A 6,590-nucleotide genomic window follows, 5' to 3' on the forward strand; every position below is an offset into this window, starting at 1 on the left:
ATGAGACGCCCCCCAACCGCTGGGGCATTACCGTTGGCGGTATCTGGGTCCGGGACCGGGAACGCATGGCCGAAGCCAAGGCCTTGATGGCGGAGTATCAGGCCCGCCGCCGGGAGCAGGCCCTGGCGGAACGGGAAGAGCGGCGGCGGGCCGGCGAGCTGGATACCGTAGGCAGTTTTCTCCGTCGCCAGCCCCTGCGCGTGCTTGCGGCCATTGGGGCAACCGCCTTCATTGTCTATCTGATGCTGTTGCCTTTCTTCTCCCTGGCCGGGGACTGAGGCCAGGCCGCAGCGAAGGCCGGGGTTTCCCGAGCTATTGGCGAGCCGGTATAATGGGGGGTCTTCCGGCATTGGCCCAATTTTCTCGGGGTGTGGCGTGATTTCGCCCCCTGAGCGGGCGGGCCGGCAATGCGAAAGTGGCGGAACTGGTAGACGCGCTGGGTTTAGGTCCCAGTGGGGTTGACGCCCCGTGAGAGTTCGAATCTCTCCTTTCGCACCAGATTCACCGGCGGCCCATCGCGGGTCGCCTTTGTTCCCACCGGTCGCGACCCAAGGCGGCCGGTTTCTGTTTTCTGAGGGAGTTGTCCATGCAGGTTTCAGTGGAATCCGACGGCGGTCTCAAGCGCCGGATGAAGGTCCAGGTCCCGGCCGAGCGCATCGACAAGGAGGTGGATAACCGCCTTCGGTCGCTTGGCAAGAAGGCCAAGTTGCCCGGTTTTCGCCCGGGCAAGGTGCCGTTCAAGGTGATGCGCCAGCAATATGGCGAGCAGGTCCGCGCCGAGGTCGTCAATGAAGTGGTGCGGGAAACCTGGTCCGAGGCCCTTGAGAAAGAGGCCCTGCGACCGGCTGGCGGCCCGGAAATCAGCTCCCTGGACAGTGAGCCGGGCAAGGAGCTGGAGTACGAGGCGGCCTTTGAAATCTATCCCGAGATCGAGCTCAAGAGCCTGGAAGGCGAATCCATCGAACGTCCCAAGGTGGAAATCACCGATGAAGATGTGGACGCCATGCTGGAGAATCTCCAGCGTCAGCACGGCGAGTGGAAGCCGGTTGAGCGGGCGGCGGCCGATGGTGACCAGGTGCGTATCGACTTCGAGGGCAAGGTTGACGGCGAGCCCTTCGAAGGTGGTTCCGCGGAAGGCGTGGAAGTGGAACTCGGCGCCGGTCGACTGCTGGCTGATTTCGAGAAGGGCCTGAAGGGCGTCGAAGCCGGTCAGGAACTTGAGGTCAAGGTCAAGTTCCCCAAGGACTATGGCAGCGAGGAAGTCGCTGGCAAGAAGGGGGTGTTCCAGGTCAAGGTCCATGAGGTCAAGGCCCTGGAACTGCCCGAGCTGGACGACAGCTTCTGCGAACGCTTCGGGATCACCGAGGGCGGCGTGGACAAGCTCCGGGAAGAAGTGCGCAACAACATGGACGCCGAGCTGGAGCAGACCGTGCGTGGCAATGTCCGCGAGCAGGTCCTGGAGAAGCTCCTGGCCAAGAACGAAATCGATGTGCCCACGGCCATGGTGGACCAGGAGATCCAGTCCCTGCGTCAGGACACCATGCAGCGCATGGGCGTCAGCGACCCCGACAAGGCCCCCGACATGCCCGACGAAATGTTCCGTGATCAGGCCGAGCGTCGCGTGCGGGTGGGCCTGCTGATGGGTGAGGTCATCCGCAAGCATGAGCTCAAGCCCGACGAGGCCCATATTGACAAGGTCCTGGAGCGGGTCACCGCCGGGCAGGAAAACGCCGATGAGCTGGCACGCCAGTACAAGGCCAATCCCCAGGCCATGCAGCAGCTCCAGACCATGGCTCTGGAAGAGCAGGTGATCGAGAAGCTGATGGGAGAGCTGGAAATCAAAGAGGTTGAAAAGCCCTTCCGGGAAGTGATGAACTTCGCCCAGTAAGCGACGTCCAATTCAAACAGGAAGCCGATCATGACTGATATCCGGAACAGTGGCGCATTGGACACCAGTGCCCTCAATCTCGTGCCCATCGTCGTGGAACAGACCGCGCGCGGCGAGCGGAGCTACGACATTTACTCTCGACTGCTCAAGGAGCGGGTGGTCTTCGCGGTGGGGCCGGTGGAAGACTACATGGCCAACGTCATCGTGGCCCAATTGCTGTTCCTGGAGTCTGAGAATCCCGACAAGGACATCCATCTGTACATCAATTCGCCGGGTGGGCATGTGAGCGCGGGTCTGGCCATCTACGACACCATGCAGTTCATCCGGCCGGACGTCAGCACCATTTGTGTGGGACAGGCCGCGAGCATGGGTGCGATCCTGCTGGCCGGCGGCGCCAAGGGCAAGCGGCACAGCCTGCGTCACTCGCGCATGATGATCCATCAGCCCTTGGGTGGGTTCCAGGGTCAGGCGTCGGATATCGACATCCACGCCAAGGAAATCCTCAAGACCCGTGAGCGGCTGAACGAGATTCTCGCTTCGCACACCGGTCAGCCCCTGGAGCAGGTGCAGAAGGATACGGATCGGGACAATTTCATGAGCGGCGATGAGGCCGTGGATTACGGCTTGATCGACACCGTTCTGGGCCAGCGGGACCTGCCCGCCTGATCCTGTTTTGCGGCCGGGTGTCGGCAGAGCGCTTGGGTGCGCTTGACGCCCGTGATATACATTGAGTCAGGCCCATCGGTTTTTGCTTCCGGTGGGGCCGGACACCAGGGGGTCCGGGCCGGCAACCCGGGCGCCAAAGTCAGCGCCAGTCGAGGCGAGGAAAGATGACCGACGAAAAGGGCGGCAGAAACGAGGACGGAAAGCTCCTGTACTGCTCCTTCTGCGGCAAGAGTCAGCACGAGGTGCGCAAGCTCATTGCCGGCCCCTCCGTATTCGTCTGTGACGAATGCGTGGAACTGTGCAATGACATTATTCGCGAGGAAATGCAGGAGTCTGCGGAAACCGGGCGCAGTGAGTTGCCCACACCGCAGGAGATCAATCGTGTCCTCGACGAATATGTGATCGGCCAGGAACGGGCCAAAAAAGTCCTGTCCGTGGCCGTTTACAATCATTACAAGCGGCTGGAATCCACCCAGCGCAAGGATGAGGTGGAGCTCTCGAAGAGCAATATTCTGCTAATCGGGCCCACCGGTTGCGGCAAGACTCTGCTTGCCGAGACCCTGGCCCGGATGCTCAACGTGCCCTTCACCATTGCCGATGCCACCACCCTCACCGAGGCGGGGTATGTGGGCGAAGACGTTGAGAACATCATCCAGAAGCTGCTGCAGAAGTGCGACTACGAGGTGGAGAAGGCCCAGACGGGCATTGTCTACATCGACGAGATCGACAAGATCTCGCGCAAGTCCGACAACCCCTCCATCACTCGGGATGTTTCCGGGGAAGGGGTGCAGCAGGCCCTGCTCAAACTGATTGAAGGCACGGTGGCTTCGGTTCCGCCCCAGGGTGGCCGCAAGCATCCCCAGCAGGAATTCCTGCAGGTGGACACCTCCAACATCCTGTTCATTGTGGGCGGCGCCTTTGCCGGCCTCGAAAAGGTGATCCGGGATCGTTCCCACAAGAGCGGGATTGGTTTCGCCGCCGAGGTTCGCTCCAGGGACGAAACCGTCAACGTGGGCGAGGTCTTGCATGACGTCGAGCCGGAGGACCTGATCAAGTTTGGCCTGATCCCGGAGTTCGTGGGCCGGCTGCCTGTGGTGGCGACCCTGGAAGAGCTTGACGAGGAAGCCCTCATGAAGATCCTCGTGGAGCCCAAGAACTCCGTGGTCAAGCAGTATCGCAAGCTGTTTGACATGGAAGGCGTCGAGCTGGATTTCCGCGAGGATGCACTCCGGGCCACGGCCCGCAAGGCCATGGAGCGCAAGACCGGGGCACGCGGTCTTCGCACCATCCTCGAGGGAATTCTGCTGGACACCATGTACGATCTGCCCTCCATGGAAAATGTGGAGAAGGTCGTGGTGGATGAGGCCGTAATCAACGGCGAGGCCCGCCCCTATATCATCTATCGCTCGGAAGAGAAGGCAGCAGCCGGCTCGGGCGAGGACTGATTCGTCGGGGGCCTGCGGGCCCCCGAAGCTTTATGGGGGCGCCGATGCTTGAAAGCCGTCGGTGTCGCCCCCACATCCCACCCAGTAGAGACAAATGTTCGGCGGGCAGGCGGCCATTCCGGCCGGTGCTGTCCGCCGTCCCATGAGAGGTCGCATCCCATGAGCGAAGAACGCATCAGTGACGACAAGAAGGACCCCATCCTGGAGGAGGGCGACAGCATGGAAGTGGCTGTCCTTCCCCTCCGTGATGTGGTGGTCTATCCCCATATGGTCATCCCCCTGTTTGTAGGCCGGGAGAAATCCATCGAGGCACTGGAAAAGGCCATGGAGTCCGGCAAGCAGGTCCTGCTGGTGGCCCAGAAAAGCGCCGAGGTGGATGATCCCGGCGAAAAGGATATCTACAGCGTCGGCACCCTGGCGCAGATCCTGCAGCTGCTGAAACTGCCCGACGGCACCGTCAAGGTGCTGGTGGAAGGGGTTCAGCGCGCTCATATTGCCGAGCTGAAGGACGAGGGCTTCTTCCTCGCCCAGGTGCGGGCGGTCCCGGAGGATGAGAGCCACGACGAGCGGGAAGTGGACGTGCTGATGCGTTCGGTCATCTCCCAGTTCGACCAGTACGTCAAGCTCAATAAAAAGGTGCCGCCGGAGGTGCTGACCTCCCTGTCCGGTATCGACGAGCCAGGGCGCCTGGCAGATACCGTGGTCGCCCATATGTCCCTGAAGCTGGAAGAAAAGCAGGCCATTCTGGAGCTGGACAATGTGCGCGAGCGCCTGGAGCAGGTGCTGGCCCTGATCGAGGGCGAGATCGATATTCTCCAGGTGGAACGTCGCATCCGTGGGCGCGTCAAGCAGCAGATGGAAAAGAGCCAGCGCGAGTACTACCTGAATGAGCAAATGAAGGCCATTCAGAAGGAACTCGGGGACATGGAGGACGCCCCCAATGAGCTGGAAAATCTCGAGAAGAAGCTCGAGGAATCCGGCATGCCCAAGGAAGCCCGTGACAAGGCCAACAACGAGCTCAACAAGCTCAAGCTGATGTCGCCCATGTCGGCCGAGGCCACCGTGGTGCGCAATTATATTGACTGGCTGACCAGTGTGCCCTGGAAAAAGCGCAGTCGCATCCGCAAGGATCTGGCCCGTGCCCAGCGCATATTGGACGAAGATCACTTTGGCCTTGAGAAGGTCAAGGAGAGGATTCTCGAATACCTCGCCGTGCAGCAGCGGGTGAGAAAGCTCAAGGGCCCCATCCTCTGCCTGGTGGGCCCGCCCGGTGTTGGCAAGACCTCCCTGGGGCGCAGTATTGCCCGCGCCACGGGCCGCAAGTTTGTCCGCATGTCACTCGGTGGGGTGCGGGATGAGGCCGAAATCCGTGGTCATCGCCGTACCTATATTGGCTCATTGCCGGGCAAGATTACCCAGAACATGGCCAAGGTGGGCGTCAAGAACCCCCTGTTCCTGCTTGACGAGGTCGACAAGATGGCCATGGACTTCCGTGGCGACCCCGCCTCGGCGCTCCTGGAAGTGCTTGACCCGGAACAGAATTCGAGCTTCGGTGACCACTACCTGGAAGTCGATTTTGACCTCTCGGATGTGATGTTCGTGTGTACCGCCAACACCCTCAACATTCCGGCGCCCTTGCTGGACCGGATGGAAGTGATCCGACTGGCCGGTTACACCGAGGACGAGAAACTCAGCATTGCGCGTGAATTTCTGCTGCCCAAGCAGGTAAGGGACAACGGTCTCAAGACGGAAGAGATCGATGTGCCCGACGAGACCCTGTTAGCCGTGATTCGGACCTACACCCGGGAGGCGGGTGTTCGGAACCTGGAGCGGGAAGTGGCAAAAATCTGCCGCAAGGTGGTCAAGCGCCTGCTTCTGGAGAAGGACACCAAGACCATCACGGTTACTCCTGAGAATTTGAGTGATTTCCTGGGCGTCCAGCGCTATCGCTTTGGCCGCGCCGAAGAGCATGACCAGGTGGGTCAGGTTACCGGCCTGGCCTGGACGGAAGTGGGTGGGGAATTGCTCACCATCGAAAGTACCGTCATGCCCGGCAAAGGCAAGCTCCATCAGACCGGTCAGCTGGGCGATGTGATGCAGGAATCGGTACAGGCCGCGATGACCGTGGTGCGCAGTCGGACGCGCAAACTGGGCGTTTCCGAGGACTTTCATCAGACCAATGATGTCCATGTCCACGTGCCCGAAGGGGCCACGCCCAAGGACGGTCCCAGCGCCGGTATTGGCATGTGCACGGCGCTGGTGTCCTCGATCACCGGGATCCCGGTCAGGGCCGATGTTGCCATGACCGGTGAGATCACTCTGCGGGGCGAGGTGCTGCCCATCGGCGGCCTCAAGGAGAAGCTCCTGGCCGCCCACCGGGGTGGCATTGAGGTGGTGGTGATTCCGGAGGAGAATCGCAAGGATCTCGCGGAGATACCCGACAATATCAAGGAGAAGCTGGATATTCGTCCGGTCCGCTGGATTGACGAGGTATTGCAGATTGCTCTGTCCCGGATGCCTGAACCCAAGGGTACCGATGACGCCTCTGGCAAGACGCCGTCAGAGGAAGGCAAGGGGGATGATCCGGAGGA

At 61.1% G+C, this 6,590-nt stretch carries 5 protein-coding genes and 1 tRNA gene; all 6 read left to right on the forward strand.

All coding sequences use genetic code 11. The features are described from left to right. Positions 1-278, forward strand: a 278-nt coding sequence (locus ACJWXQ_RS11460; RefSeq protein WP_406672842.1) for a DUF6164 family protein, incomplete at its 5' end; no start/stop codon positions are given. Positions 279-409: 131 nt separating this feature from the next. Further along, a tRNA-Leu gene (locus ACJWXQ_RS11465) sits at positions 410-498 on the forward strand. An 88-nt stretch (positions 499-586) separates the two neighbouring features. After that, positions 587-1,888, forward strand: coding sequence for a trigger factor (gene tig, locus ACJWXQ_RS11470; protein WP_346049894.1), 1,302 nt, complete (start codon positions 587-589; stop codon positions 1,886-1,888). A 30-nt stretch (positions 1,889-1,918) separates the two neighbouring features. Further along, positions 1,919-2,554, forward strand: coding sequence for an ATP-dependent Clp endopeptidase proteolytic subunit ClpP (gene clpP / locus ACJWXQ_RS11475; RefSeq protein WP_346049896.1), 636 nt, complete (start codon positions 1,919-1,921; stop codon positions 2,552-2,554). Between the two features lie 164 nt (positions 2,555-2,718). Then, positions 2,719-3,999: an ATP-dependent Clp protease ATP-binding subunit ClpX gene (clpX, locus tag ACJWXQ_RS11480; protein WP_346049898.1), complete on the forward strand. Its 1,281-nt coding sequence runs from the start codon at positions 2,719-2,721 to the stop codon at positions 3,997-3,999. A gap of 219 nt (positions 4,000-4,218) precedes the next feature. Then, a partial coding sequence (lon, locus tag ACJWXQ_RS11485) for an endopeptidase La (protein ID WP_406672843.1) occupies positions 4,219-6,590 on the forward strand: 2,372 nt, incomplete at its 3' end.

This window comes from Natronospira sp. (genome assembly GCF_007134575.1).
Taxonomy (GTDB): domain Bacteria; phylum Pseudomonadota; class Gammaproteobacteria; order Natronospirales; family Natronospiraceae; genus Natronospira; species Natronospira elongata.

Bases quoted from the DNA above. Each gene is read 5' to 3' on its own strand.
- clpP (WP_346049896.1), top strand. From the start codon at position 1,919: ATGACTGATATCCGGAACAGTGGCGCATTGGACACCAGTGCCCTCAAT.
- tig (WP_346049894.1), top strand. From the start codon at position 587: ATGCAGGTTTCAGTGGAATCCGACGGCGGTCTCAAGCGCCGGATGAAG.
- clpX (WP_346049898.1), top strand. From the start codon at position 2,719: ATGACCGACGAAAAGGGCGGCAGAAACGAGGACGGAAAGCTCCTGTAC.